Source organism: Burkholderia metallica, assembly GCF_001718555.1.
GTDB lineage: Bacteria > Pseudomonadota > Gammaproteobacteria > Burkholderiales > Burkholderiaceae > Burkholderia > Burkholderia metallica.
The window spans coordinates 1,649,333-1,674,853 of the sequence record NZ_CP013403.1 but is presented as its reverse complement, the minus strand read 5'-3'; the positions used below and the strand labels follow the sequence as shown (position 1 = coordinate 1,674,853).

General features: G+C 67.6%; 24 protein-coding genes. 13 read left to right on the top strand and 11 right to left on the bottom strand.

What is annotated here, in order from left to right:
• Positions 1-390: 390 nt before the first annotated feature.
• Together mprF and WJ16_RS27160 are read left to right on the top strand one after the other, a co-directional pair.
• Positions 391-2,985, top strand: a complete 2,595-nt coding sequence (mprF, locus tag WJ16_RS27165; protein ID WP_069260113.1) for a bifunctional lysylphosphatidylglycerol flippase/synthetase MprF — start codon at positions 391-393, stop codon at positions 2,983-2,985.
• Positions 2,982-4,262: a virulence factor family protein gene (locus WJ16_RS27160; protein WP_069260112.1), complete on the top strand. Its 1,281-nt coding sequence runs from the start codon at positions 2,982-2,984 to the stop codon at positions 4,260-4,262. The genes mprF and WJ16_RS27160 overlap by 4 nt, the downstream gene beginning before the upstream one ends.
• Positions 4,263-4,347: 85 nt before the next feature.
• On the opposite strand, the gene WJ16_RS27155 is transcribed toward WJ16_RS27160, so the two are convergent.
• From WJ16_RS27155 to uxuA, 4 genes are all read right to left on the bottom strand, one after another.
• The gene (locus tag WJ16_RS27155) at positions 4,348-4,746 is read right to left on the bottom strand and encodes a hypothetical protein (protein ID WP_069260111.1); all 399 of its coding nucleotides are present in this window, start codon (positions 4,744-4,746) and stop codon (positions 4,348-4,350) included.
• A gap of 204 nt (positions 4,747-4,950) precedes the next feature.
• Positions 4,951-6,333, bottom strand: coding sequence for an alpha/beta hydrolase (locus WJ16_RS27150; protein WP_069260110.1), 1,383 nt, complete (start codon positions 6,331-6,333; stop codon positions 4,951-4,953).
• Between the two features lie 76 nt (positions 6,334-6,409).
• Positions 6,410-7,720, bottom strand: a complete 1,311-nt coding sequence (locus WJ16_RS27145; protein ID WP_069260109.1) for an MFS transporter — start codon at positions 7,718-7,720, stop codon at positions 6,410-6,412.
• A gap of 71 nt (positions 7,721-7,791) precedes the next feature.
• Positions 7,792-8,856, bottom strand: coding sequence for a mannonate dehydratase (uxuA, locus tag WJ16_RS27140; protein ID WP_208607017.1), 1,065 nt, complete (start codon positions 8,854-8,856; stop codon positions 7,792-7,794).
• 266 nt (positions 8,857-9,122) lie between these two features.
• Here uxuA and WJ16_RS27135 point away from each other — a divergent pair, with 266 nt between their 5' ends.
• The 3 genes from WJ16_RS27135 to WJ16_RS27125 all read left to right on the top strand — a co-directional run bounded on the left by WJ16_RS27135 (position 9,123) and on the right by WJ16_RS27125 (position 12,942).
• Positions 9,123-9,845: a FadR/GntR family transcriptional regulator gene (locus WJ16_RS27135; protein ID WP_069261159.1), complete on the top strand. Its 723-nt coding sequence runs from the start codon at positions 9,123-9,125 to the stop codon at positions 9,843-9,845.
• 167 nt (positions 9,846-10,012) lie between these two features.
• On the top strand, positions 10,013-11,143 hold the full coding sequence (locus WJ16_RS27130) for an ABC transporter substrate-binding protein (RefSeq protein ID WP_069260108.1): 1,131 nt from the start codon (positions 10,013-10,015) through the stop codon (positions 11,141-11,143).
• Positions 11,140-12,942 (top strand): GGDEF domain-containing protein, encoded by a 1,803-nt coding sequence (locus WJ16_RS27125; protein ID WP_069260107.1) that lies wholly within the window; start codon positions 11,140-11,142, stop codon positions 12,940-12,942. Before WJ16_RS27130 ends, WJ16_RS27125 begins: the two co-directional genes overlap by 4 nt.
• Before the next feature lie 95 nt (positions 12,943-13,037).
• On the opposite strand, the gene WJ16_RS27120 is transcribed toward WJ16_RS27125, so the two are convergent.
• The 3 genes from WJ16_RS27120 to WJ16_RS27110 form a co-directional block, all read right to left on the bottom strand.
• Entirely contained in the window at positions 13,038-13,337 is a 300-nt protein-coding gene (locus tag WJ16_RS27120) for a DUF4148 domain-containing protein (protein ID WP_069260106.1), read from the bottom strand.
• 282 nt (positions 13,338-13,619) lie between these two features.
• The gene (locus WJ16_RS27115) at positions 13,620-13,874 is read right to left on the bottom strand and encodes a hypothetical protein (protein ID WP_069260105.1); all 255 of its coding nucleotides are present in this window, start codon (positions 13,872-13,874) and stop codon (positions 13,620-13,622) included.
• A 572-nt stretch (positions 13,875-14,446) separates the two neighbouring features.
• Positions 14,447-15,295, bottom strand: coding sequence for a sulfite exporter TauE/SafE family protein (locus tag WJ16_RS27110; RefSeq protein ID WP_069260104.1), 849 nt, complete (start codon positions 15,293-15,295; stop codon positions 14,447-14,449).
• A gap of 303 nt (positions 15,296-15,598) precedes the next feature.
• Here WJ16_RS27110 and WJ16_RS27105 point away from each other — a divergent pair, with 303 nt between their 5' ends.
• Both WJ16_RS27105 and WJ16_RS27100 read left to right on the top strand, forming a co-directional pair.
• Positions 15,599-16,495 (top strand): LysR family transcriptional regulator, encoded by an 897-nt coding sequence (locus tag WJ16_RS27105; RefSeq protein WP_069260103.1) that lies wholly within the window; start codon positions 15,599-15,601, stop codon positions 16,493-16,495.
• 123 nt (positions 16,496-16,618) lie between these two features.
• Positions 16,619-17,248 (top strand): LysE family translocator, encoded by a 630-nt coding sequence (locus WJ16_RS27100; RefSeq protein ID WP_069260102.1) that lies wholly within the window; start codon positions 16,619-16,621, stop codon positions 17,246-17,248.
• A 73-nt stretch (positions 17,249-17,321) separates the two neighbouring features.
• On the opposite strand, the gene yddG is transcribed toward WJ16_RS27100, so the two are convergent.
• Positions 17,322-18,266, bottom strand: coding sequence for an aromatic amino acid DMT transporter YddG (yddG, locus tag WJ16_RS27095; protein WP_157126869.1), 945 nt, complete (start codon positions 18,264-18,266; stop codon positions 17,322-17,324).
• A 141-nt stretch (positions 18,267-18,407) separates the two neighbouring features.
• Positions 18,408-18,647, bottom strand: a complete 240-nt coding sequence (locus WJ16_RS35075) for a hypothetical protein (RefSeq protein WP_418219863.1) — start codon at positions 18,645-18,647, stop codon at positions 18,408-18,410.
• 122 nt (positions 18,648-18,769) lie between these two features.
• Here WJ16_RS35075 and WJ16_RS27090 point away from each other — a divergent pair, with 122 nt between their 5' ends.
• Together WJ16_RS27090 and WJ16_RS27085 are read left to right on the top strand one after the other, a co-directional pair.
• Positions 18,770-19,132 (top strand): energy transducer TonB, encoded by a 363-nt coding sequence (locus WJ16_RS27090; protein ID WP_069260100.1) that lies wholly within the window; start codon positions 18,770-18,772, stop codon positions 19,130-19,132.
• Between the two features lie 36 nt (positions 19,133-19,168).
• Positions 19,169-19,780, top strand: coding sequence for a C39 family peptidase (locus tag WJ16_RS27085; protein ID WP_069260099.1), 612 nt, complete (start codon positions 19,169-19,171; stop codon positions 19,778-19,780).
• Between the two features lie 65 nt (positions 19,781-19,845).
• On the opposite strand, the gene WJ16_RS27080 is transcribed toward WJ16_RS27085, so the two are convergent.
• Positions 19,846-21,531, bottom strand: coding sequence for a purple acid phosphatase family protein (locus WJ16_RS27080; protein WP_069260098.1), 1,686 nt, complete (start codon positions 21,529-21,531; stop codon positions 19,846-19,848).
• A gap of 322 nt (positions 21,532-21,853) precedes the next feature.
• Between WJ16_RS27080 and WJ16_RS27075 the strand changes: the two genes are divergently transcribed.
• The 4 genes from WJ16_RS27075 (at position 21,854) to WJ16_RS27060 (ending at position 24,075) form a co-directional block, all read left to right on the top strand.
• Positions 21,854-22,153: a YXWGXW repeat-containing protein gene (locus WJ16_RS27075; protein WP_069260097.1), complete on the top strand. Its 300-nt coding sequence runs from the start codon at positions 21,854-21,856 to the stop codon at positions 22,151-22,153.
• Between the two features lie 244 nt (positions 22,154-22,397).
• Complete coding sequence (locus WJ16_RS27070; protein ID WP_076606012.1) at positions 22,398-23,162, top strand: RNA polymerase sigma factor; 765 nt, start codon at positions 22,398-22,400, stop codon at positions 23,160-23,162.
• The gene (locus WJ16_RS27065) at positions 23,159-23,575 is read left to right on the top strand and encodes a hypothetical protein (protein ID WP_069260096.1); all 417 of its coding nucleotides are present in this window, start codon (positions 23,159-23,161) and stop codon (positions 23,573-23,575) included. Before WJ16_RS27070 ends, WJ16_RS27065 begins: the two co-directional genes overlap by 4 nt.
• A complete protein-coding gene (locus tag WJ16_RS27060; RefSeq protein WP_069260095.1) occupies positions 23,572-24,075 on the top strand; it encodes a periplasmic heavy metal sensor in 504 nt (167 codons plus the stop codon). The genes WJ16_RS27065 and WJ16_RS27060 overlap by 4 nt, the downstream gene beginning before the upstream one ends.
• A gap of 136 nt (positions 24,076-24,211) precedes the next feature.
• Here WJ16_RS27060 and WJ16_RS27055 read toward each other — a convergent pair whose 3' ends face one another.
• Entirely contained in the window at positions 24,212-25,069 is an 858-nt protein-coding gene (locus WJ16_RS27055; RefSeq protein WP_236858337.1) for an alpha/beta hydrolase, read from the bottom strand.
• Positions 25,070-25,521: the final 452 nt, after the last annotated feature.

The following is a 25,521-nucleotide window of genomic DNA, read 5'->3' as shown; positions in this document are numbered from 1 at the left end:
ACGCGTCGCCAGGCCACCTGTCCCCATCCCCAAAAAGCCCTGCGAGCTTATGTATTTATCCTTGTCCGCGCGGGCCCGTCCGGCAGATTTCTCCAAAATGCATCACAAGTCATTCATCCGATGAAAAAACCCGTCCGGTTCCCGGTATGATGCGCACCTTGCGTTCGTGGGACGCTGTATTTTTTATGCGATTTTGATGTGCGAGACACCACAAATCCGCACAAAGCGAACGTGAAAGATTTTGTAATATAAGTTCCGTATACTCGTAAGTTCTGATCCAGGCGTCGCTTGCCCCCGTCCTGGGCCGACCGCCCACGCAGAACAAACCCGATACGTCGCCGCCCGACCACCTCGCGCCGCGACTCGATATGCACCACCACTGAACAACTTATGTCTTCCCGCCACTCTGGTTCGCCCGGCCGTGCCGCGGCGGTGATCGCCCGTGCCCGGGCGCTGATCCGCAACGAGCGCGTGCTGTCGCCGCTGCTCGCGCTCGGCATCGGCCTGCTGCTGATCGTGGTTTTCCAGCATCTGTCGGAATCCGTCGACTACCGGTCGGTGATCCGCCAGCTACGTCACATGTCCGTCGGCGAGTGGGGCGCGTCGCTGGCCGCGACCGCCCTCAGCTATCTCGCACTCGTCGCCCGCGACGCGGTCGGCCTGCGCTACGTCGCCGCGAAGGTGCCGCGCGTCGCATTGTGGATCGGCGCGATCGCCGGGTCCGCGCTCGGTAACGCGACCGGCTTCGGCGCGCTGACGGGCGGCGCGGTGCGCGCACGCGTGTACGGCGTGTCGGGCGTCACGCCCGCGCAGATCGGCCGGATGACGGTGTTTACGAGCGGCACGCTGGCGCTCGCGATGGTGTTGATGACGGCGGTCGGCATGGTCTGCGTGCCGGAGGCGCTCGCCGCGATGCTGCACGTCGCGCCCGGCGTGCTGACGTGGGCCGGCGCGGCGCTGCTCGTGGTGCTGGCCGCGATGGCGGCGATGTGCGGCAACACCGCGCGCCCGGTCGTCACGCGCTTCAAGTGGCTGTCGTTCGACGTGCCGGCGCGGCGCGATCTCGTCGCGCAGGTCGTCTATGCGGTCCTCGACGTCGTTGCCGCGGGCCTGACGCTGTGGGTGCTGCTGCCGGCCGCGCCGGTCGGCTTTCCGACCTTCATCACCGTTTACGCCGCCGCGTTGCTGCTCGGGATGATCGGCCATACGCCGGGCGGGATCGGCGTGTTCGAAGCCGCGATGGTCTTCACGCTCGGTCGCGAAGTGCCGCCGCATGCGATGGTCGCCGCGCTGATCGCGTATCGCGCGATCTATTTCGGCGTGCCGCTCGTACTGTCGGCCGGCCTGCTGGCCGGTTTCGAAGGCCGCGCGCTGCGGCGCCGGCTCGTCACGCGTCAGGCCGTGCGCGTGTCGCAGCTCGCACCGGTGTTCCTGAGCCTCGTGACGTTCGCGGTCGGCGGGATGCTGGTGATCTCGAGCGCGACCCCCGCGTTCTGGCACCGGATCGCGATCCTGCGCCACATCGTGCCGTTGTGGGTGCTCGAAGGCTCGCAGGTGATCGCCAGCGTGCTCGGCGTCGCGCTGCTGTTCGTCGCGCGCGGGCTGCTGCGCCGCCTCGACGGCGCATGGTGGATGACGTTCGCGCTGACGCTCGCGAGCCTCGCGCTGTCGCTGGCGAAGGGCCTCGCGTTCGTCGAGGCCGGCGTGCTCGGCACGCTGCTGGTGCTGCTGCTCGTCAGCCGCCGCCGCTTCAATCGCCACTCGTCGCTGTTCGCCGAGCGCTTCACGGTGAGCTGGTTCGTGTCGGTGGCGATGGTGCTGATGCTGGCCGTGTGGGTGCTGTTCTTCGCGTTCCGCGACGTGCCGTACACGCGCGAGCTGTGGTCGCATTTCTCGTTCGACGCGCGTGCGCCGCGTGCGCTGCGCGCGACGCTCGCCGCCGGCGTGTTCGTCGCGCTGTTCGCGCTGTGGCAACTGCTGCGCCCCGCGCCCGGCCGGTTCGTGAAGCCCGTGCAGCAGGATCTGCTCGACGCCGAGCGGATCATTCGCGCGCAGGAGTGCAGCGACGCGGGCCTCGCGCTGATGGGCGACAAGTCGTTTCTGTTCTCGGAGTCCCGCCGGGCGTTCCTGATGTATGCGAAGAACGGCCGCACCTGGGCCGCGCTGCACGACCCGGTCGGGCCGCGGGAAGAATGGCCGGCGCTGATCAGCAAGTTCATCGCGCTCGCGCACGCGCACAGCGGCCGCGCGGCGTTCTATCAGGTGCGTGCGAACGCGCTGCCGCTGTATCTCGACGCGGGGCTCACGCTGATGAAGCTCGGCGAGGAAGCGCATATCGCGCTCGACGAGTTCGACCTGAAGGGCTCGAACCGCTCGCACCTGCGCTACGCGCTGCGCCGCGGCGACAAGGACGCGCTGACGGTCGAGGTGATCGCGCCGAGCGACGTGCCGGCCGCGCTGCCGGCGCTGCGCGACATCTCCGACGGCTGGCTCGACAGCCGCGACGCGCGCGAGAAGAGTTTCTCGGTGGCCGCGTTCCACGACGGCTATCTCGCGACGCAGTCGGTGATGCTCGTGCGGCAGGCCGACAAGCCGATCGCATTCGTCACGTTCATGACGACCGACCTGAACACCGAGGCGACGGTCGGCGTGATGCGCCATCTGCCGGAAGCGTCGCCGTACGCGATGGAATATCTGTTTACGCAGCTCGCGCTGCATCTGAAGGAAGCGGGCTTCCGCAAGCTGAGCCTGGGCATCGCGCCGTTCTCGGGGATGGGGGCGGCGAAGATGCCGTCGCCGTTGCACCGGATCGGCCTGATGGTCTGGCGCTTCGGCGGTCGCTTCTACAACTTCCGCGGCTTGCGCGCTTTCAAGAGCAAGTTCGAACCGCACTGGGAGCCGCGTTATCTCGCGGCTTCGGGCACGGTCGGCGTGTTCGTCACGCTTGCGGATCTGTCATTGCTGGCGGGAGGTCGGCGTTCATGATGTTGAAGAAGGGAATCGCGCGGGCGGCAGCCGCCTGCGCGGGAATGATGCTGGCCGGCGCCGCGTGCGCCGCGCAACCGGCTGCCGTGAAGGCCGAAACCGTGTCGGGCGGCCGTTACGGGCCCGTGACCGTGACCAAACCTGCCGGGCCGCTGCGCGGCTTCGTCGTGCTGTTCTCGCGCGAGGCCGGCTGGAATGCGGCCGACCAGCAGGCCGCCGATGCGCTCGCGAAGGCCGGTGCGATGACGGTCGGCGTCGATTCGGAGCGCTATGCGGCGAATCTTGCCGCGAAGCAGGAGACCTGCCACCACCTCGACGGCGACGCCGAGGCGGTCAGCCACCAGCTCGAACGCCTCGCGCAATCGTCGCGGTATTTCACGCCGATCGTCGCGGGCGTGGGCCAGGGCGGCGCGATCGCGAAGCAGATTCTGGCGATGGCGCCGGAGAACACGATCGCCGGCGTCGTATCGGTCGATCCGGCCGTCAGGCTCGATCCGCGCTTCAAGCCGTGCCCGCCCGATCCGACGATCGTGCGCCGCGCGATGCCGGGATTCGTCGAAACGGCCGCGACGGGCGATTCCGCGAAGCTCGTGTCGCTCGTCTCGTCGCATCTGCGCGACACCACCGGCGGCGACGAACTCGACGTGTCGGACTTGCCGCTCGTCGAACTGCCCGCCAAGGGCGGCAGCGACCGGCTCGCGATCGTGATCTCGGGTGACGGCGGCTGGCGCGATCTCGACAAGACGATCGCCGAGGCGCTGCAGCGCGACGGCGTGTCGGTGGTCGGCATCGACAGCCTGCGCTACTTCTGGAGCGAGAAGCCGCCGGCGCAGGTGAGCCGCGATCTCGCGCGCGTGATGCGCACCTACACGGCGCGCTGGCACGCGAACCGCGTGGCGCTGGTCGGTTACTCGTTCGGCGCGGACGTGATGCCGTTCGCGTACAACCGGCTGCCGGCCGACCTGCGCGACAAGGTCGCCGTGATGTCGCTGCTCGGCTTCGCACCGTCGGCCGATTTCCAGATCCGCGTGACGGGCTGGCTCGGCATGCCCGCGAGCGACAAGGCGCTGAAGGTCGCGCCGGAAATCGCGAAGGTGCCGCCGCAGCTCGTGCAGTGTTTCTACGGCGCGGAAGAGAAGGACACGATGTGTCCGGCACTCGCGAACACGGGCGCCGACGTGATCAAGACGCAGGGCGATCACCACTTCGGCCGCGACTACATCGCGCTCGAGAAGAAGATTCTCGGCGCGTTCGGCAAGCCGGTGGCGGCGCGCTGAACGCAGGCGCGCGCTTCGCGGCGCGCGCGGCCGGTTGCGGTTTATCGTTCGGGCGGCCTGCGGGCCGCCCGTTTCGTTTACCGGCTTATGCGCCGTCGGCGTCGACGACGAGCGCCGGATCGAGCGCGCGGATGCGCTGGTCGACGAAGTAGCCGCCGCCTTCCTGATAGCGCAGGAACAGGCGGCCGCACGCACGGCAGCGGTTGACGGTGCAGCGGTTGTACGGGAAATGGCGCAGCGCGATCGGCGCATCGTCCGATGCGTAGTGCGTGCCGGCCGGATGATGTTCGGCGTAGGTCGGCTCCGCATCGTCGGGCGGCGCGAGCGTGGCGACTTCGATCAGTTGTGCGTCCTGCAGCGACAGCGGCAGGCTCGTCCATCCGGCGAGCGAGGTCTTCGTGCACGTGCAAGGCTGCGTGATGTGCGCGGCTTCAGCCGCCAGTTTCAACAGCGCGTCGTGATCGAGATAGGGCAGTTGGCTCATCGGAAATCGTGAAAAGGCGGCGAGACCGGCAATGTAACGCGTGCGCGGATTGCCTGCACGTCCGCGGCCCGTGGCAGCCGGCGCGAAGCGGCCGCCTCGCGCGTTCCGACCGCCGTGGCCAATTGCCGGTTGCGCGACCGGTTCGGCTGCAACGAGCCGGTCGCGGCAAGCCACGCACCCTGTCGATACGGCGTCCCGGACGATCTAAACGCCGTTCGGCCGATAGCCCTGCAGCAGATATTCGATCGCGTTCGGCAGCGTCTGCCTGATCGTGGCAAAGTCCACGTGCCCGGCATTGCGCGAGAAAACGAACTGGTAATCGTATCGCTTCGCTGCCAGCACCTTCGCCATGTTCTCGGCGGCGAGCACGTAGTCGTGCATGCCATCCGCCATCGGGTTGGGGTACCAGCCGTCGCGATCGCCGATCATGTACCACATCCGGATGGGCTTTCTCGGACTGTTGGGGACGAGGGGCAATCCTGTCGGTGCGTTCGCGGCGGCCGGGACGGGATAGTTCAGGCCTTCCGTTTGCATCGGCGATTTCGCGGGCGGCCCCGCATACCGGCTGTGATATTGCCAGGCGCCGCCCGGCAGGTTCGGGTTATGCGGCCACTGCTGGTTGGTGAAGGTCGGAGAATAGGAAAGGACGTTGCCGAAGAGCTCCGGGTGGAACCAGGCCATGGTAAAGGCCGCTTCGCCACTCGCACTGAATCCCAGCGCGATCCGGCCGGCGGGATCGTGGGTGAGACGGATGCCAGCCACTTTTTCGACCTGGGGCAATACTTCGGTTTCGATGAATTCCGCGTACTGTCCGTTGATCGAATCGTATTCGAACCCCCGCTCGCTCCCCTGTGCGTCCTGGCCGCCGTTTTCGACGGTGATCGCCACCATCGGCGGGACGCGTCGCTCGCGAATCAGATTGTCGAGCGTCGGAAACAGCACGGGCTCGATCGGCTGCGTCGGCAGATTGCCTGCCGTCGACCCGGGCGTGCCGTCTCCCGAAACGATGAACGGCAGGGGTGCCTGCCCGCGTGCCGCCCGGGGCACGTAGACCTGGACCACGCGGGTCCAGATGCCGGCCTCGCTGCAGTAGCTGGCGGCGGTCGTGCCGCAACCGGGGACGAGCATCGTCGAGAAATCGCCCGGGGCGGTCTGTCCGTACTGGTTGATGTAATCGAAACTGGGTTCGAGACGCACCAGGCTGGTCGGGTAGATCTTGCTGTTGTACGACCATAACCTGAAGCTGTATACCGTCCCGGTCGGAACGCTCGTCACCTCGGGCGCTGCCGGATGAGTCGGACCGATGATGAAATTACCGTTGACGGGAATCGGCGGCAGACGGCCATCGGCAAGCTGCGTCGCCCTTGGATAGTTCGGATTCAGGGGATCCCGGGTGGGCGGCTGGGTGCTGAAATTGAGCCCGGTCGTGTCGATGTAAAACGGAGCCCCCGGATTACTGACGTTGGCACCGGCCGGCAGTAACCCGGACGGCACGTTCTGCGCGAACGCGCACGGAAGCGCCGCCGCGAACAGCAGCGCCGTTGCGGCGCGCGTGGCCTTTCGCGCAAGCGATTGATCGATCCTCATTGCATCCTCCTGGAGACGTTGTTTTCGGACATGCGCCGGTATTGGGGGAAGCCGGCTGCTCGACATGCGTCGACGCTCAAATCGCGTCGGCCCGGACGCCGCTTCGCGCGACGGGCTTGCTTCGCGGCGGCAACGGCTCGACCTTGCCGACGACGAACAGGTACGACAGCGCGCCGACCACGCACAGCGCGCCGGCCACCGCGAGCGGCACGACGAACGAGCCCTTCGTGATCGACAGCATCACGCCCGTGAACGTCGTGATGAAGATGCCCGCGAGATTGCCCGCGAAGTTCTGGATGCCGCCGAGCGACGCGACGTGCGCGGGCGTCGGCGCGACTTCGCCGACGAGCGTCCACACGTTGGCGCCCGCGAACGACAGGCTCGCATAGGCCAGCGCGAACAGGCCGAGGCACGCCCACACGTTTTCGACGAAGGCCGACAGCGCGATCGACGACGACAGCAGCATCCCGAGCACGAGGCAGGTCTTGCGCGCGGCGGTCGCGCTCCAGCCGCGCCGGAACAGGCTGTCCGACACGTAGCCGCCGAGCCAGCCGCCCGGAATCGCGAGCAGGGCGGGCAGCATGCCCCACGTGCCGAGCGACGCGAGCGAGAAGCCGCGCGACTGCAGCAGGTAGCTCGGGAACCACGTGATGAAGAAGTAGATCGCGAAGTTCAGGCAGAACAGGCCGATCATCATCCCCCACACGGTGCGATAGCGGAACAGGTCGAGCCACGACACCTTCGGGCCGTCGGTTGCGGCCGCAACGATCGGTGCGCCGCGCTGGGCGAGCAGTGCGTCGACGGCGTCGGGCGCGATCGCGCGATAGCGTTCCGGGTCGCGGTAGACGAACCACCACGCCAGTGCCCACACGATGCCGATGCCGCCCGTGATCGCGAACGACCCGCGCCAGCCGACGATCGAGATCAGCCACGCGACGAGCGGCAGCGACAGCGCGGAGCCGACGCGCGAGCCGCTGTCGAAGATGCTGCTCGCGAGCCCGCGTTCGCTGCGCGGGAACCAGTTGAACGCGACCTTTGCGAACGACGGGATCGCGGCCGCTTCGCCGACGCCGAGCATCAGCCGCACGCCGACGAGCTGCGCGAGGCCGCGCGCGGCGCCCGTCGCGACGGTGAACACCGACCACCAGCCGACCGCGAGCGCGAGGCTCACGCGCACGCCGACCTTGTCGATGAACCAGCCGGCCGGCAGTTGCAGGAACGCGTAGGTCCAGAAGAACGCGCTCAGCACGAGGCCCATGCCGACCGCGTCGAGGCCGAGGTCGGCGCGGATGCTGGGCGCGGCGATCGCGAGATTCGCGCGGTCGATGAAGTTGATGACGTTGGCCAGGAAGCACATCAGGATCATGGCCCATCGGATGCGTGGCATAGGGTGTCTCCGCGCGGAATGTCGTGACGGGCGGCCGGCGATCCGCTGCGCCGGCCGCCTCGATGGGCGGGTTATCGTGCGGCGTGCGACGGCGTGCGGTCGAATTTCGCGAGTGCTTCCCACAGCCCGTTCAGGTAGACCGCGCCGAGCGCGCGGTCGTAGAGGCCGTAGCCGGGCTTGCCCGTCTCGCCCCAGATCATGCGGCCGTGGTCGGGGCGCACGTAGCCGGTGAAGCCGGTGTCGTGGTACGCCTTGACGATCGCGGCGATGTCGAGCGAGCCGCAGCTCGACAGGTGCGCGGTTTCCTCGAAGTCGCCGTTCGCGTCGACCTTCACGTTGCGGATGTGCGCGAAGTGGATGCGGCCTATCGCGCCGAATTCGCGCACGAGCGCCTCGACGTCGTTCTGCGGGCCCGCGCCGAGCGAGCCCGAGCACAGCGTCAGCCCGTTCGCGGGCGAGTCGACGATGCGCACGATCCGCGCGAGATCGTCGCGGTCCTTCACGATGCGCGGCAGTCCGAAGATCGGGCGCGGCGGATCGTCGGGGTGGATCGCCATCTTCACGCCGGCTTCCTCGGCGACGGGGACGATCGCCTTCAGGAAGTATTCGAGGTTCGCCCACAGCGCCGCTTCGTCGACGTCGCGATACTCGGCGAGCAGCGCCTTCAACTGTTCGGGCCGGTAGCTCGAATCCCAGCCCGGCAGCGCGATCCCGTCGTCCGGATCGATCCGGTCGACCGCGTCGGTACTGAACGCGAGGCAGGTCGAGCCGTCGTCGAGCGGCTTCGACAGATCGGTGCGCGTCCAGTCGAACACGGGCATGAAGTTGTAGCAGACGACACGCACGCCGGCCGCGCCGAGATGGCGAATCGTCTGACGGTAGTGGTCGATCAGGCGGTCGCGGCCCGGCTTGCCGAGCTTGATGTCCTCATGGACGGGCACCGATTCGACGACTTCGAACCGCAGGCCGGCGCGCTCGATCGTCGCCTTCAGCGCATCGATCTTGTGCGCGGGCCAGACTTCGCCCACCGGTTCGTCGTAGATCGCGGACACGATATGCGTGACGCCCGGGATCTGGCGGATGTATTGCAGCGAGACCGGATCGGACTCGCCGTACCAACGGAAAGACATCTTCACTGGAGCGGCTCCTGACTGGCGGTTGTGGCATCGGGCGGACGGGCGGCTGCATGCCGGCCGTCTCCGTTGACGGGATTATGATTGGTATACCAGTTGTGCGGGATAGTGGTTTACCAGTTGACCGGATGACAGTGGTCGGTGTGGCTCCTCCGGCGGCGATCCGTGTCGCCGGCCGCGAGGGCATTTCGAAGGCGGTCAGGAATTGGTGTACCATTTTGACGATCCGGTGCCGCGACGGCGCCGGCCCGCCCGTTGCGAGCCTTTCGATGACCGATCTTTCCAGCCTGCCTGCCAGCCGCGATACCGATGCCGCGGACCGCTCCTATATCGGCCTTGCGCGGCAGATTCACGCGATGGTGGCCACCGGCGCGTTCGAGGCCGGCGCACGGCTGCCGTCGGAGCGCAGCCTGGCCGACCAGTTCGGCGTGAGCCGCACGCAGGTGCGCGAGGCGATCATCGCGCTCGAGGTGCAGGGGATCGTCGAGGTGCGGATCGGCTCGGGCATCTATGTATCGGCGGTCGATGCCGCGCGGCCGGTGACGTTCGAGGTGCCGCGCGGCCCGGGGCCGATCGAGACGCTGCGCGCACGCGGGCTGATCGAAGCGGAAGTCGCAGCGCTCGCGGCGACCGAGCGCAAGGATGCGGATCTCGACCGGCTGTTCTTCTCGCTGACGACGATGCGCGAGCAGATGCACGACAAGGCCGCGTACGACGCGGCCGATCGCCAGTTCCATCTGCGCATCGCGGAATCGACCGGCAACACGGTGCTGCTGCACATGGTCACCGCGATGTGGGACTGCGCGCGCAGCGATCCGGTGTGGGACAAGATCGAGGAGCATTTTCACTCGACCGCGCTGCGCGAGGCGTCGCAGGACGATCATCAGCGGATCTTCGCGGCGATCATGGCGGCCGATGCAGGCGCGGCACGCGATGCGATGCGCGCGCACCTGTCGCGCGTGATCGCGGAATTCACGCAGGCGTGGCGCTGACGTTCGTTCCTTCGCACGGCGGCGGGCCGGCGTAGCGACGTAACGACGTAACGACGTTACGACGTCCGCCCGCACGAGCCGCCGTATACGGCTTCTTCCGATTGCGCGGCCGCAGGTTTTATGGTCTCGTTGCGGGATATCGCATCGACTCGAAAAAGGACAGTCGAATGCAGCCGGGCGATTTACGCAAAGTCCGATTGATCAGGGGAATCGGCGCACGTATGCGCGTACGGAACGCCGTGCGTGGGCTGCTTATCATTCTGACGGCGAGCTTACTCGCCCCTGCGTTCGCGGTATTCGCCGCCTCTCCCGAAGCCGTCAATGACAACGTGCTGCGCGTGCTTGCATGGCCCGGCTATGCGGACAGCGATGTCGTCAGCGCGTTCGAGGCGCAATTTCATGTCCGGGTCGAAGTGACGTTCGTCGATTCCGACGAAGCGCTGTGGACGCGCATGCACAGCGCGGCGCCGCCGCCATTCGACGTGCTGGCCGCGAACACGGCCGAGATCCAGCGCTATGCGCACGATCGTCTGCTCACGCCGATCGACCTGTCGCGCATCCCGAACCGGCGTCGGCAGTTGCCGAATTTCCAGCAGCTCGCGACGATCGACGGGCTCGTGGAACAGGGCGCCGTGTATGCGATTCCGTTCACGTATTCGTCGATGGGGCTGATCTACGATCGCAAGCAGGTTCCGGCCGCGCCGCGCTCGATGCGGGAGCTGTGGAATCCGCGCTACCGCGGCAAGGTGCTCGACTTCAACAGCGCGCAGCACAATTTTTCGTTCACGGCGCTGGCGCTCGGCTACCCCGATCCGTTTCGCCTGTCGCCCGCGCAGACGGTCGCCGTCGCGCACAAGCTGATCGACCTGCGCCGCAACCTGCTCACGTATTACACGCTTCCTGAAGAAGCCACCGCGCTGTTCGTCCAGCATCGCGCGGCGCTGATGTTCGGCAACTACGGCACGCAGCAGGTCGAACTGCTGCGGCGTGCCGGCGCGGACGTCGGCTACGTGATCCCGGACGAAGGCGCGCTCGCGTGGCTCGACTGCTGGGCCGTCACGCGCGGCGCGCCGCATCCGGAGCTCGCGTTCGCATGGATCAACTACATGCTCGAACCGGAGATCGGCGCGCTGCTGACCGAGCGCCAGGGCCTCGCGAACACGCTTGCACCGCCGCCGGGCCTCGATGCCGGGCACCGGCGTCTCGTCTGGCTTCAGCCCGTCGAGGACATCGAGCGGCGCGAAGCGCTGTGGAGCCGCATCGTGTCGGGCGACCGTCCGGAGCGGTTCGGAAAATGATCCGCCTCGGGCTCACGTCGAAACTGTCGGTGCTGTTCGCCTGCGTGGGCGTGATCGCGTCCGGTACGACCGGCTATTACGCGTATCGTGCGAACCGCACGATGCTGGTGCAGGAAGCGCAGCACAGCCTGCTGATGTCGACGCAACTGCTCGGGCAGCGCTTCACCACGGCGCTGTCCGACGTCGCGGACGATGCGCTCGTGCTCGCGCAGTTGCCGTCGTGCGCGTCGGTCGCGCGCGGCGACAACCGGGACACCGCGCCGCGCGCGCGGCTCGAGCAGGTGTTCTACAGCTTCATGAGAAACCACCCGGAGTACCTGCAGGTTCGCCTGATCGCGCGCGCGGAGTTCGGGATCGAGCGCATTCGCGTCGATCGCGATGCGCACGGCATCGTCGTGCTGCCGGACAGCGCGTTTCAGGAAAAAGGACAGTTCTCCTACGTATTCGACACGCTCGCGACGGCGCCCGGGCATATCTACCTGTCGCCGATCGTGATCAACCACGAGACGGGATCGCACGCGGCCGAAGGGCTGCCGATCCTGCGCGTGGGCACGCCGGTCGTCGACGCCACCGGCCAGACCGTGGGCGCGCTCGTCGTCGACGTCGAGCTGTCGCGCGTGTTCGACCGGCTCGAACGCGATCTGCCGGACGACTATGCGGTGTATCTCGCGAACGAGTGGGGCGATTTCCTCGTGCACCCCGATCCGTCCCAGACGTTCGGTTTCGATCGCGGCCGGCGCGTGCTGATGCAGGACCGCTTTGCCGTCACGCGCGCGCTGTTCGACGGCGCGCGCACGAACGTGACCCTCAATGGCCTTGCCGATCCCGCCGCGGCGCCGGGCCAGATGTTCGCGTTCGTGCGCACGCCGTTCGGACACGACGAAGGCAACCGCGTCGTCGTGCTCGGGATGGGGCGCCCGCTCGCGGACGTGCTGGCGCCGGCCGGCATGCTCGGCGAACGGATCGTGCGGATGGTGTTCGTGTCGAGTGTGCTGGCGGTGATCCTCGCGATCCTGTTCGCGCGTGCGATCACGCGGCCGCTGCAGACGCTCGCGCGCGCCGCGACGCACGTGTTCGACGATCCGGCCGCCGAGCGGTTGCCGGTCGGGCGCGCCGACGAGATTGGCGTGCTCGCGCGCTGTTTCGACAGCATGCGCGTCGAGATCCGCACGCAGGTCGCGATGCTGCATGCGAAGCAGCTGGAGCTCGCGCACCTCGCCGGCCACGATGCGCTGACGGCGCTGCCGAATCGCCTGCTGTTCATGGAGCATCTCGATACGGCGATCCGCCGCGCGGCCGCGCTGCAGGAAGGGCTCGCGGTGATGTTCGTCGATCTCGACCGCTTCAAGCAGATCAACGACCAGCACGGGCATTCGGCCGGCGACCGCGCGCTCGTCGCGGTCGCGAAGCGGCTGAGCCTCGTGCTGCGCGCCGGCGACATGGTCGCGCGGCTCGGCGGCGACGAATTCATCGTGCTGATCGCGGACGTGCGCTCACCGGCGGTGATCGGCGACGTCGCGTCGCGCATCCAGCTCGTGATGGCCGAGGAACTGGAGTTCGGCGACCGGCGCGTGGCCGTCGGCGCGAGCATCGGCGTCAGCGAGTTTCCGGCCGACGGTGCGTCGGCCGAGGAACTGCTCGTCAAGGCGGATGCGGCGATGTACGCGGCGAAGGCGTCCCCGCAGTGCGCGTACGTGCGCTATCAGGAACTGGTCGGCAGCGGTGTGGACAGCGGCACGGGTGCCGGCGCCGGGATGGACGAAGCGGCCGGCCGGATCGCGTCGGGCGGCAGCCGCTGACGGCTGCTGATACGCGCGATGCAAACGCAACGAGCCCGTCGCGGGACGGGCTCGTTGCCGGTGCGGACGGCGCGCGAACGCGCGCAGCCGCGGGCTTAGTGGCCGAAGTAGATCGAGTCGCGCGGGCTCTGCACCTTCGCGGCCGGTGCGCCACCCTCGACGGTCGCGGCCGGCTGTGCGCCGTAGCCGCTGTTGTCGGCAGCGTGCACGCGGGCTTGCGCGGCCTGGATGTCGGCCGGGTAGTAAGGGCTCGACTGGCTCGGCTTGTAACCGGCGCTTTCGAGCTGGACCAGTTCGTTGCGCACCTGGGCGCGGGTCACGGTGCTTTGGGCGAACGCACCAAACGAAGCGGACAGGGCGACAGCGGCGACGACTGCGGAAACGAGCGATTTCATGATGACCTCCGATGTTTTTGGCTTTCCGCGTTCGACACCATGTCGTAAGCGGTTGATTACATCGTAGGCGTCGGTGGACCTAGGGTAAACGTGAGATTTGGCGAAAGATCGTTGCAAACAGGGCAATAATTTCTGGATAAACGCTTTCGTCCCCTATTCGATGTTGCCGGATTCGCAACGGCGGGGCGGTCGCAGGCGCGGTGCACGGAGGGTCTGCACAGTCAGACGCCCGGCGGCGGATGCGCGGGCGGAAGGCGGCGGCCCGGCGGCGACGCAGCCGGGTCAGAGGTCGTCGTCGATTTCCTTGCGCTCCCGGCGCTCCTCGTTGCCGCGGCGCGCGCGCAGGCGCTGGCGCGACAGCACGGCGATCACCTGCTGGGTCGGCGCGCCGGACGGCAGTTCGTTGCGGATGCGATCGGGCACCATCGGCAGGCCGGCGCGCTGCCGGCGCAGCGCCTTGGCGATTGCCCGGCGGCATTCGTCCCCGTGGCAATCCCATTCATCGCGGATTCTCTGGCAATAACGGCATTGTTCCATCGAAACAGTCTAACCCGTCTTCGGGAACGAGGCTGGACGCCGGCCTGGCCGCGGCGAGCGTTCTCGCATGAGTCCGGAAGCAGCGGTGTTCTTTCGGCGACACCGGCGAGCCGCCCGTCGCGGAGGTGACGTGCGTCGACCTGCTGCACGACGCCGCGCCGTGCAGCGACGCACCCAGCGGAAGCCCGCACGGGTAGTGGAGACCGCCGGATGGATGAATCGGAGTGCGAACTGACTGGATGACGAATACGGACGCAAACGACGATTTCCTGTCCGTCTCCCTACGGATTGCTTGCGCGTGGCGCGCGTGGACGGGCCGGCGAGCGTTACTTGAGTTGCCAGATTCCCCAGATCGCGATCAACAGGCCAAGGCCGAATCCGCAGCCGAGCAACACATAGGTTTCCATTTCATGCCTTTGAAAGCGTGGCGGTGCCGATGCGCGCATCCGCGCGCGAAGCACAGTCGGTGACGTACCGCCCGCACCGTCGGGCGGGGCGATACGCCGGATCCGCAAATACTACGCCCGGCAGCTTTCAGAACGCATGCGCGCCCGATGGCGGTGTGTCGCCTGCTAGTTGTTGCCAGTTTGCGCGGTGCCCGTCTGGACGGCGTGCGATCCGCCGTGCCGGAACACGCCCGATTTCCAGATCATCTGCGACGCCGCGACGAGCACGAACAGCAGCACGACGATCCGGAAGATCCGCGGCGACATCTTGTCGCGCAGTGGCCGAACGAGCCACATGCCGGCAATGGCGGGCAGGCTGGCCGCCGCCGAGATCGCGAGGTCGGCGCCGCTCGCGTGCGCGGCGCCGCTGAACGTCGTGATCAGCGTGACGATCGACACCACGAGGATGATCGCGATCTGCTTCGTGAACACGCGCCCGGTGGCGCCGGACGAAATCAGGTAGGTGGCGAGCAGCGGGCCCGGAACCGACGCGATGCTCTCCATCAGCGCCGCACCGAAGCCGAGCACGAATCCGACGGGCTGTCGCCATGCGTCCGGCAGGTTGAGCTTCGGCGCGGCGAGCATCAGCGTCGCGGCGACGATCAGCAGCGCGCCGGATGCCGCCTGCGCATGACCGGGATTGAGCGCGAGCAGGATCGCGACGCCGACGATATTGCCGATCACGGTACCCGCGATCGGCGCGGCGATCTTGCGTGCCGTCGCCAGCACCTGGCCGCCTTCCAGCGCCTGCGGAATGTTGCCGAGGATGATCGGCATCGACAGCAGCAGCACCGCATGCCGGATCGGCAGGAACTGGCTGAGGATCGGCATCGCGATCAGCGGGACGCCGATGCCCGTGATCCCTTTGGCCATGCCGCCCAGGAACAGCGCGATGGCGATGCCGGCCAGGTCGAACGCGCCGAGCCCCTGCAGGCTGGAGACCAGCACCCCTTCAGTCGGATTGATAGGCATCATCGAATGGCATGTCGCGGCTGGTGCGGCAGCGGGCGCTGCCGACAGCGCCCGCACGCATGTGTTCCGGATTCGCGTGAACCGATAGTCGATCGCGTGGCGCCGTCCCGTTGTGCGGCCGGGTCCGCAGGTAATCGCCGCGCGGTTCGAGCGTGCATCTTACCTGAGCGTTGCGCAACGCATTCGGCGCTGGCTGTCACGCGCCATTCGCCTCTGCTGCGTGGTCATTTCACCAGTTCAATATAATTCATGACGATGTAATGCTTCATGCATGACTTACATACTCTTCTTGAACAAGGAGGTCGGATGACACTGGCGCAGTTGCAGGCCCTGGCGGCCGTGGTCGAACTCGGCTCGCTCACGGCCGCCGCCGACCGGTTGAGCCGCAGTCAATCGGCGATCAGTCACGCACTGAGCGAGCTGGAAGCCGTCACGGAGGTCAAGCTGCTCTGGCGCGATCGGCAGCCGGTCGTCCTGACCGCGGCGGGCGAGCGCCTGTGGCCGTACGTTCAGAGCGTGGTGCGGGAAGCGCAACTGCTGCGCCAGCAGTTCAGCCTGTCGCGCGGCAAGCTCGAAGGCAAGCTGGTGGTTGCGTCGCTGCCGAGCGTGTCGCTGGCGTTCGTCGTGCCGGCGCTCGAGGCGTTGAAGGAGATGCACCCGGGCGTGTCGGCGGTGCTGCTCGAAGGCACGGACAGCGAAGTCGAGGGGTGGATCGACGACGGTACGGCCGACGTCGGCGTGGTGGCCGGCACGAAGACGTTCGCACACAATCTGCCGCTGCTCGACGAGGATTTCGTGGCGGTCGCGGCGGACGACATGTTCGCCGGCCGCAAGAGCGTGTCGGCGAAGCAGTTGACCGCGGCGCCGTTCATTTTCTCGAAAGCAGGATGCGGGCCGGTGATCGCGGATTACTTCGCGCGCAGCGGCGCGCCGCTGCAGGCCGCGTTCAACGTGGTCGAGATGCGCACCATCCTGTCGATGGCGGAGGCCGGCATGGGCGTGTCGATCGTTCCGCGCATCACGCTCACGTACACGCCGTTCGGCGGCCGCGTGCTGCCGCTGTCGCCGAAGCTGCATCGGTCGGTGCGGCTGTCGTGGAGCGCGTCCGGCAACGCGATCACCGACGCGTTCGTGCGGCTCGTCGACGCGCAACGCGCGAAGGCGGCGAAGGCGATCCACGCGCGCGCGAGAAAGGGCCGGTAGCGAACCGTCGAGGCGATGAACGGCGCTCATGAGCGGCTTGCAGTTTATTCATGCCGATGGCCGCGGGGATGCAATACATTGTGCGGGCCGCCACCCGCGCATTGCATTCACAAGGAGATCACCGTGCCGGCCGTACCCACCTTGCTTGCTTTCGCACTCGTGTCGCTCGGAATGGTGCTGACGCCCGGGCCGAACATGATCTACCTGGTTTCGCGCTCGATCTGCCAGGGCCGCCGGGCCGGGCTGGTATCGCTCGGCGGCGTCGCGCTCGGGTTCGTCGTCTACATGGTGTGCGCGGCGGTGGGCATCACAGCTCTGGTGATGGCCGTGCCGTATGCGTACGACGCGTTGCGCTTGGCCGGTGCGCTCTATCTCGCGTATCTCGCATGGCAGGCGCTGAAGCCGGGCGGCCGCTCGGCGTTCCAGGTCAGGCAGTTGCCGCACGACAGCCGCGCGAGGCTGTTCACGATGGGCTTCGTCACGAACCTTGCGAATCCGAAGATCGCGGTGATGTATCTGTCGCTGCTGCCGCAATTCATTTCGCCGGGGCACGGCAGCGTGCTCGCGCAATCGCTGGTGCTCGGCTGCGTGCAGATCGCGGTGAGCGTCAGCGTGAATGCGCTGATCGCCTGCATGGCCGGCGCGATCGCGGGTTTTCTGGCGGGGCGGCCGGTCTGGGCGTCGGTTCAGCGCTGGCTGATGGGCACGGTGCTGGCCGGACTGGCCGTGCGTATCGCGCTGGAATCGCGCTAGCGTGAGCGGTTGACGGCTTGCCGGCCCGACGCGAGGCCGTCGAACGACATCGCGGCGAAAGCACCCGGCAGCGTCAGCCCTGGCAATGGCCCGGCGCTTCGTGGCGGGCTCGAACGGGCGCCGTTTTTTCGCGGCGCCGGCCGCGCGTCGCGAGCCAGCACAGGATCGACCCGCCGCACACCATCGATGCGCCTTGCCAGAATTCGATCGACAGCGGCGCATGCAGCAGCGTCGCGGCGAGCAGCGCGGCGAGCACCGGCGTGAAGTACGACGCGCCGACGATGATCGTCACGTTGCCGTGCATGATGCCGGTGTTCCAGGCCGCGTAGCCGAAGCCGAGCGCGGATGCCGCCAGCACGATGTAGACGGCCGCATGCAGGCTGAACGTCATGCCGCCGCCGCCTTCGATCGCGAACTTGATCCAGAGCGCGAGCGCCACCAGCATGAAGAACGGCGTGACGCCGTTCTTGCCGTCGGCGATGCGTGCGGTCACCGTGCAATAGCCGGCCCAGATCAGCGCGCCGACGAACGCGAGGCCGTAGCTCAGCGGATTGGCGGCGACGTTGTGCAGCATGCCGGCCGGGTCGAGCCCCTGGTCGCCGCCGAGCACGCGGCCGATTCCGAGCATCGACAGTACGACGCCGGGCACGACCAGCAGGTTGGCGCGCTGCCGGTTGAACACGATCGCCGCGACCAGCGTGAAGCTCGGCCATAGATAGTTGACCATCGCCACTTCGATCGCCTGCCGGCCGTTGCTTGCATAGCCGATCGACAGCGACAGGCACACCTCGTACGCGACGAACAGCAGCCCGCCCCAGAGCAGATAGTTTTTCGGGAATCTGCTGAGATCGGGGAAGCCGATCGTAAACAGCAGCAGTACGGATGCGACCGTGTAGATCATTGCGGCGCCGCCCGTCGCGCCGAGGTTTTCGCTGACTCCGCGAACGAGGGCGACCACGGAGGCCCACAACAACACCGCGCCGAGCCCGGCGAGCGTTGCCTTATTCTTGCGCTTCATGCTTCGTGCCTGTTTCAACATTCAAATTCGATTTCGGGTGAGACGGGGCCGTCGCGCGCGTGCTGACGCCGCAAACGGAAAATCCGGTTGCGGCGCGCTGCGCGAGGCGGCTGCTGCAACCGGCCATGCAAAGCGGCGCATTTACATGGGGGGGCGCCGGGACGTCGATCCAGATGGCCTTGATCTCGGTGTACGGGGCGTGCGCCCGCGCGGACTGGTCGCAGTCGCCGGATTCTTGCGGCGGCACTCTAGCACGATGCGCTTCAGACTGGATTCCGCCGCGTACGTGAGGCGCTTCCGCCCGGTATCAGCCCACCCGGTGAAGCTCACCCTGTCGACGCCCGCGTGACGGCCGAGCGGCTCGTGAGCAACGGGTGGCATGCCGGTCGCGGTGCGCGACGACGGTCCTGTCGCCATGTGCATCGGACGCGTGCACCCGTCGCGGTATAGTCACGCAGCCGTCGCCGCATGCATCGAATCCCATAAGACCAACCAGAGGCGCCATGTCGAACCGCTCAATGCTTGTCGTTTCAGCCGCCACCTTCGCCGCCTTCGCGCTTTCCGGCGTCGCGCATGCCGAAGCGCCCTACGTCCAGGCAAGCGAAGTCGCGCGCTGCACCCGGATCGATTCCCGTGACGTCCCGTATCCATCGAGTGCGCGCCGGGCCGGGCAGAGCGGGGAGGTGACGGTCGGCGGCGTCGTGCTGCCGGACGGGACGGTGTCGGACGTGACGCTGCTGGAGAGCAGCGGTCATGCGGAGCTCGACGCGGTGGTGACAGCGGCGTTCACGCGCATTCACTGTAGCGCCGACGGCGGCGCACAGCCGATTCGCATGAAGCAGAAGGTCACGTTCTCGTTGATGTAGCCAACTGTCCACATCGCGCTTTCAGAGAGGAAAGCCATGAAAGAAGTGCCGTATTTCTCGCAATGGGAATCGTCGCACCTGGTCTCACGGTTCGTGTCCCGCGAGCTGCGTTCGGAGGACGACCCGTTGTGGCATCGCTCCGGTGCGCGCACGCCGGAAGAATATGCGCAGTGGAGCCCGAACATTTGCGGCATCGCATGCCTGAAGATGCTGCTCGCGTACCGCTCGAACACGATCGTGCCGTTGCTCGAACTGGTTCGCGAAGCCGTCGGGTTCGGCGTGTACCGGCCGGAACTCGGCGATACCGGCAAGCGCCTGCATTACCGGCCCTTCGTGCACTGGGTGCGCGAGCGGTACGGGATCGACGGCGACGTCGTCGAAGATATCGATTCGGCCGCACTCGAATCGAAGCTCCATGACGGCCACATGCTGATGGCGTCGGTTCATCCCGGCATCCGGCACGACGGGTTCGAGCCGCCGTCGCGCGGCGGGCATCTGGTGCTCGTGTTCGGCGCGAACCGCGACACCGGCGACTGGCTGTTCCACAACCCGTCCGGATTCGACGTGCGCACGCAGCAGGGCGTCGCGATGCCGCGCGCGACGTTCGACCGTTATTTCGCGAACCGCGGCATCCTGATCGCCCCGTGACGTTGCGCACGCAACCAATCGTTCGATGAAGCATCAGGCGCCCGCCGCAACGGGCGCCCGCGCGATCACCGGCCGTTGCGCTTCTTGCTCAGCTCGATCGTCTCGAACAGCACGTAGTCGGCGCTCGGGTGCTGGTCGGCGCCCGGCGCGTGGTAGTAGCGCATCGTGATCGTCGTGCGGCCGCCCGGTTTGCCCGGATCGTGGTCGAACACGGCGATCCCGTAGCCGGTGCCCGTATCGCGCCGCGCGGACCAGATCGCATCCTCGAGTGCGTCGGCAGGCTGGCGCACGAACGTATTCGGCGCCGTGCCGGGCACCGGCCGGTTCGGCTTCGTGAACACCTTCGCCTGCGCAAAGCCGGTCGCCGGGTTCTCGCCGTACACGTCGAGCGGCGCGCTGGTGCCGCCGCCGCCGAGGATCAGGTGGATCGTGCCGTGGCTCGTGTCGAACGTCGTGCGATCCGGATCGTTCGAGCCGACGGGGCGCGGCTGCAGCGTCTCGACGACTTCGCCCGTCTTCGCATCGACGCCTGCGCGGTGATTGCAGCCGCGCACCGGGTAGCTGCGCTCGTAGTCGTGATCGTGGCCGCACAGCACGAGATCGACGCCGTAGCGGTCGAACAGCGGCAGCCATGCTTCGCGGATGCCCTTGTCGGAGCCGTTGCCCGTCTTCGATGAACTGAGCGCGTCCTGGTGCATCTGCACGACGATCCAGTCGATGTCGTCGTCGTGCGCGGCATGACGCAGCGTGTGTTCGAGCCAGCGCGTCTGCTCGCCGTTGCTGTAGCCGCGCACGTAGAACGACGTGCCGGGCTCGATCGGCGGGCGGCCGGTGCTCGCGGCCGGCACGAGCGGATCGGGGCCGCCGACGAACGCGGCGGCGTCCTGGTACACGACGTCGTCGGCGTCGAGCGACACGAACAGCACCGAGCTGACGCGGAAGCTGTACCAGCGGCCCGGGAAGCGCGTGCCGTTCTCCGGCAGCGTATAGCGCGCGAGATACGAGTCAAGCCCCTGCGGGCCGTTGTTGAACTCGATCTCGTGATTGCCGGGGCACGGCATCCACGGACGGTTGGCGGCCGACGTCTGGTTGTTGTTGCCGAAATCGCGCCACACCTCGGGCTGGTGCGCGGGGTTCAGGTTCGCATAGCAGAGGTCGCCGTTCAGCAGGTGGAACAGCGGCTGGAACTGCTCGACGGCCTGCACCGCGAAGCGGCTCTGCGGCGACGACAGCACCCAGGCGCCGTTCGGCGTCGCGAGGTCGCCGTAGCTCGTGAAGCGGAACGGCGCGCGGCCGCGCGGCGCCGTCGAGAAATTCGCGGAGAACGGCTGTGCGGCGTTGCTGTCGTTGTCGGCCGTGATCTCGTAGCGGTAGCGCGTATTCGGCTTCAGCCCGTGCACGCGCGCGTGGTACGCGAATACGGTCTCGCCGTTCAGGCCGTCGGTGTACAGGCGCTGCACGCCGTGCACGGTGCGCGCGGGCTCGCCGTCGGCGACGATGCGCGCGCGCGGATTGACGGCCGGCGCGAGCGAGGCCCACGAGATCACGACTTCCGACGTCGGGTCGTTGCCCCACGTCAGATGGACCTGTTCGGGCGTGCCGTCCGGGTTCGACGCGGCGGCCCGGGCTGCCGCGAGACTACCGGCGGCGGTGGCGAGGCCGGATACGCCGGCGAGTTTCAGGAAGCCGCGGCGCGAGACGGACGCGGCCGGCTCGTTCGGCTGGATCGGAGAGGTGTCCTGGTTCGACATGGTCGGTGTTTTCGTGGGTGGAGACGCGAGCTGCGGAACCGCCCGGCCGCGCGCGAACGTGGCCGGGGCATGAGCCGGAAACGAGCGGGATCCCGGTGGCGAACATTGTCGAAGGGCAGTTTTGCCGGGTTGTGACAGCACGGCAACCCCGTTGGGCGTGGGCGATTGCCCGGACGGGCGGATCGCCGCTTCCGGGCTGCGGCGACGCACGTCCGGTTCGACCGAAATTTATTTGCCGGCATCGCGACGGATTTTTTTCCTCCGCGCCGTTTAACGCATGAACGGCCGCTTCCGGTCGGTACTCGCTACTTCGGAGTCTTACATGAAGCTTTCCATTCCATTGCGGTTCGCGACGGCATGCGTGGCCGCGCTGGCTGCGTCCGCCGCGTTCGCGCAGGCCGTCATCGTCGCGCCTTATGCGCCGCCGCCGCCCCGCGTCGAAGTGATGCCGGCGCCGCGCGCGGGCTACGTGTGGGATCAGGGCCACTGGCACTGGCGGCAGGGCCGCTACGTGTGGATTCCGGGCCACTGGCAAGTGGTTCGCGTCGGCTATCACTGGGTGCCGGGTCACTGGGCCGCGCGTGGGCCGGCATGGCGCTGGATTCCCGGCCACTGGGCCTGATGCGCACGCCGCCGCCCGGCACGCGATGCCGGCGCGCGGCGCCTTCGCCACATCATGAGTCGCAGCCATGCCTTTTCGAACCGTGCTGATACTGGCGGCCGCAGCCATCGTGCTGGCCGGCTGTGTCGTGGTGCCGGCGCGCCCGGCCTATTACCGGCCCGCGCGCGTCGTCGTATATTGAGCGCGCCGGCCGCCGCTCGCGCGAACGCGACCGGGCGGCCGGCCTCCGGTCGACCCGATCGCCATGCGGCCTGAAACGGATACCGATGAAACGGATCTTGCCGATCCCGTGCGCGATGCGCACGATGATTCCGAACCGCCGGTGTGGCGGGGCCGGGTAATGACACGGCGCACGCAAGGAGAACACGACGATGAGCTTCGGTCTGCCGGCGGGCGCACCTACGATCGCGCCGCGGCACAGACGCGCGACGCGCTGGAGCGCCCCGCGTTGAGCGGCGGCGATCCGGACGCCGAGCTGGTGGCGCGGGTCGGCGCGCGCGACGCGTCGGCCGTGCGCGCGCTCGTCGCGCGCAAGCTGCCGCGGCTGCTCGCACTCGCGACGCGCATGCTCGGCGACCGCACGGAAGCCGAGGACGTCGCACAGGAGACGTTCTTGCGGATCTGGAAACAGGCGCCGGGCTGGCGCGAAGGCGACGCACGGTTCGACACGTGGCTGCATCGCGTCGTGCTGAATCTGTGCTACGACCGCTTGCGCGGCCGCCGCGAGGAACCGATCGACGTATTGCCCGACGTACCCGACCCGCAGCCGGAGCCGGCCCTGCGCGCGCAGGCCCGCGCGCGCGACGCGCGTGTGCGGCAGGCGCTCGCGGCGCTGCCGGCGCGGCAACGCGAAGCGCTGGTGCTCCAGTACTATCAGGACCTGTCGAACGTGGAGGCGGCCAACCTGATGGGCATTTCCGTCGACGCGCTGGAAAGCCTGCTTGCGCGTGCGCGACGAAACTTGCGCGCGCAACTGGCCGGCGATTCACCTAGCGAGGACATCCGATGACACCCGAACGATTTCGTACCATCGTCGCCGCGTACGGCTCCGATGCGCGGCGCTGGCCGGACGGCGAGCGCGCGGCCGCCGAGGCGTGGGCGCACGCGCATCCGGGCGATGCGTTGGCGGCGCTGGACGAGGCCGCCGAACTCGATGCGTGGCTCGCCGACGATACGGTCGCACCGCCCGCGCCGTCGCTCGTCGAGCGCATCGTCGCGACGGCGCCCGCCCCGCGCCGCGCGCGGCGGCGGGGCGCCGTGTGGTGGTCGGGCGCGGCATTCGCGGGCGTGGGCCTGGCCGGTGCGCTCGCGGGCGCGGTGGCCGTGTCGATGCTGATGCTCGGCAGCGTGCCTTCTTCGCATGAGCCGGGCTATCTGACAACGACGTTCGGCGGGCCGAGCGTGGACTGGAGCGATGAATGAGCGAGCGCGGCTGGAAATTCATCCTCGTCGGTTCGGTCGTGCTGAACGTATTCATGCTCGGCGCGATCGGCGGCGGCGCGTATCAGTGGTTCTCGACGCATCGCGACCTGCGGGCCGCGGGCGCGCCTGCGTCGCGCACCGCATTGCGTTTCGCCGCGGACGAATTGCCCGAGTCGCGCCAGCAGGCATTCGTCGCGGCGCTGAAGGCTGCGCGCAAGGACGGTCGCGATTTCGCGCGGGAAGGGCGTGACGGCCGGATCACCGTGCTGGATCTGCTCGCCGCGCCGCAACTCGACCGTACCGCGATCGACGCCGCTCTCGATCGCACGCGGGCGGCCGATACCGCGCTGCGTGCGCAGGTCGAGCGCAGCGTCGTGGATTTCGCGGCGACGCTGACGCCGGACGAACGCATGAAGTTCGTCGACGGGTTGCGGCATAGCGGTAACTGGCGGTTGCCGCCGAAGTTGCAGAAGCAGCAGGACGACTCGGCGAGTCGGTAAATCGGTTAGCACACGCCGCGCGGGCGACGGGCGGCGGCGTGCAACGCGTACGCGGAGTGTCGATCGACAACGCTTGCAGGCACGCTTCAGCGAAGCGTCGCGAGGCAACTGCGACGGCGCTACGCTGCGCGCACGTTCAACGTGCAAGCATCCACGCGGAGATCGAGTCGACCACGCCGCTCTCCAGGCCATTGAAGCCGTGATAGGCAAGTGCTTCGCACGGATCGCCCCGGGACGTGCCGCCCGACACGATCATCAGCTCGGCTTTGGGCGACGCATCCAGTTTCTTCATCAGCGCATCCGTTTCGGACACCGGACAATGTTTGCAGCCGTCATTCTCGTGGTGAACGACGAGCACCGGAATTCTGAGGCTGGCAAGGTTCATGTCCGTGACCGCGGTGCCGCCTCGATCTTCGCGGAGGATGGTGGATGTCAGCACGATACCGTCGGGCCCGCCGCCGCCGGCCAGCGCGATCGCAATGGCAGCGGCGGACTGGGTGCCGCGGCTCGTCCCGACCAGCCAGACAGGTACGTGCAGTTGCTCCCGCAACCACGCGATCACGGCACGCGCGTCGTCGACGTGTTCCTTCGAGAGTCGAAAGCCGTTGAGGTAGGGCGCGGATTGCCGGTCGCTCGGTGCGTCGATGACCGCGACGGCGATGCCGTCCTTCACGAACAACTGCCTGGTTCGGACGAGAAAGTTGCCTGCGCCCCATCCGAACCGTCCGGACGGCTCCAGTTGCAGCCCGCCGTGTCCGCCGGCATAGAGAATGGCCGCGGCCTTCGGTGCTTCCGGCGCGATGAAGAGAAACCGCTGAGTCACGCCGGGACGGGTCGGGATGTCGACCACCCTGGGCGGGTTCTGCGCATGTGCCGGATAGCCGTGTAGCGTCAGCGTGACCGCAAGCAGCCACGCGCGGGTCCAGTGCGAGGGCGCACGCATCGAGCCGAAGCAAAGAAACTGCGCACGCAAGCTGACGGGAAGAGTGGGCATCGTAGCGGTGGCCGGCGCAATTCGTCGTGGCAGGCGGGAATGCGGCGGCTTCTCCTGGTCAATGTAGTGGCGCCACGTCGACGCGAGGCGAGGCGTGGCGAGCGGTGGCTGAATGAACGGTCGCTTTCCTTTCGACGCGCGACGCCCAATGCGATTCGATGAACCGAACGATTTCGCTGTTATTGCGCTCGAGGGCGCGCGCGTCGTCTTTCATGCGAACGCCGTTACACGAGTCTAGGTCGCTTTCCGCGAAGGGCAAGCGCCTGGCGGCTTCGACGCGGCAAGCGGTGATTCGCAGATTTGGGCATCCGCCGGCGAGCATGCCGATCCGAGCCGGTCGGGTTCGTGAAAAGTGAAAAGATTCGTTGCAACCTTCAGTCGAATTCGTGATTGAAATTCGAGCGGCAACACGCACGCATTCAAAGGCGCGAGACAAACCCGAAATATTTGCG